Annotated in this window: 1 protein-coding gene and 1 pseudogene; one reads left to right on the plus strand and one right to left on the minus strand. The window is 64.4% G+C overall.

The annotated features are described in order from the left end of the window. Positions 1–315, minus strand: a pseudogene (locus HP546_RS29970) (3-deoxy-7-phosphoheptulonate synthase); the annotation flags it as partial. Positions 316–547: 232 nt separating this feature from the next. Between HP546_RS29970 and HP546_RS29975 the strand changes: the two are divergent. Beyond that, positions 548–1495, plus strand: a complete 948-nt coding sequence (locus HP546_RS29975) for a putative 2-dehydropantoate 2-reductase (protein WP_172233424.1) — start codon at positions 548–550, stop codon at positions 1493–1495. The last annotated feature ends 176 nt before the right edge of the window (positions 1496–1671 follow it).

Consider the following 1671-nt stretch of genomic DNA (forward strand, 5'->3'; position numbering starts at 1 on the left):
CCAGCCAACGGTGGTGCGCGGCTTTTCAAAATACACACGCATGACCAGGTACAGCGTATCGGACACTTCTGCGGCCAGCACCTTCAGGCGCTCGGCGTATTCGTGGGCAGCCTTGATGTCGTGGATGGAGCAGGGGCCGACCACGACGAACAGGCGATGGTCCTTGCCGTCGAGGATATTGCGCACCACTTCACGGCCGGCAGTCACGGTCTGCAGGGCCTTGGCGCTGAGGGGGATTTCCTTCTTGAGCTGATCGGGGGTGATCAGGGTCTCGTTGGAGGCAACGTTCAAGTCATCGATCGGTAAATCAGCCATCGTGTTACTCGTCAGGTCACGGGTGCCGGCCGCCAACTATCCCCGTGCGGCCCAGCAGCAAGAATAATCGCAGCGGGGAGCAGAACCTTAGCGCGTTACAGGTGGCGCGACAATGGGCTTTGCCCCGTCAGCGTGGGGTTTTTCCCTGATGGCGCGGGTTTGCCACGCATGGGCTGCCCAGCACTGCGCAACCTGTGTAAAAAGGGGGCTGACTTTATACCTGGAGATCGGCATGCATCTGCACGCACCGCGCATCGGCATCATCGGCAGTGGCGCAATCGGCGGCTTTTATGGGTTGATGCTGGCTCGGGCCGGCTTCGATGTGCATTTTCTGTTGCGCAGCGATTACCAGGCCGTTCGTGAGCACGGGCTGGCCGTGGACAGTGCGGTGCACGGTGCGCTGCAGATGAAGGTGCAGGCCTATGCCGATGCCACCGACATGCCGCCCTGCGACTGGTTGCTGATCGGTGCAAAGGCCACCAGCAACGACCAGCTGGCACCGTTGATCGTGCAAGCGGCTGCGCCTGGCGCCAAGGTGCTGCTGTTGCAGAATGGCCTGGGCGTGGAAGAGCAGCTGCGCCCGGCCCTGCGCAGCGACATGCACCTGCTCGGTGGCCTGTGCTTTATCTGTGTCAACCGGCAGGCGCCCGGCGTAATCCGCCACCAGGCCTTGGGTGCAATCAACCTGGGCTATCACAGTGGGCCGGCCGCTGATGGCGGTGCTGCGCTGGTCAGCGCAGGCGCGGGATTGTTCCAGGCGGCGGGCATCGACTCGCAGGCAATGCCGAACCTGGCCCTGGCACGCTGGCAGAAACTGGTGTGGAACGTGCCCTACAACGGGCTGTCGGTGCTGCTCGGTGCCAGCACCACGCCGCTTATGGCCGACAGGCATAGCCGCGCTTTGATCCAGGCGTTGATGGCCGAGGTGGTACTTGGCGCGGCGGCGTGTGGCCATGCATTGCCCGAGGGCTATGCCGAGCACCTGTTCCAGGTGACCGAGCGTATGCCCGACTACTGGCCAAGCATGTACCACGACCATGTCTGCAAGCGCCCGCTGGAACTGCAGGCCATCTATGCCGAGCCGCTGGCCCGGGCGCGGGCGGCAGGTTGCAGCTTGCCGCGCATTGAGATGCTGTACCAGGCGCTGGCCTTCATCGATAACGCTGCACAGCCCCGCTGAGGGCGGCGTCGGGCTCGCCGGGGTGGCGCTGCAGCCCGCGTCCGCAGTGCGCCGGACGGGCAGGCGTGGGGCTGGCGCGCTGCTAAGCTGAAGCTTGCTCTGCCGCAGCGGCAGTCGAGGAGGTCGAATGATTCGCTCCATGCTGTACGCCACCGACCTCGGTGTCTACGCCCCTT

This window comes from Pseudomonas sp. CM25, assembly GCF_013179705.1.
GTDB lineage: Bacteria > Pseudomonadota > Gammaproteobacteria > Pseudomonadales > Pseudomonadaceae > Aquipseudomonas.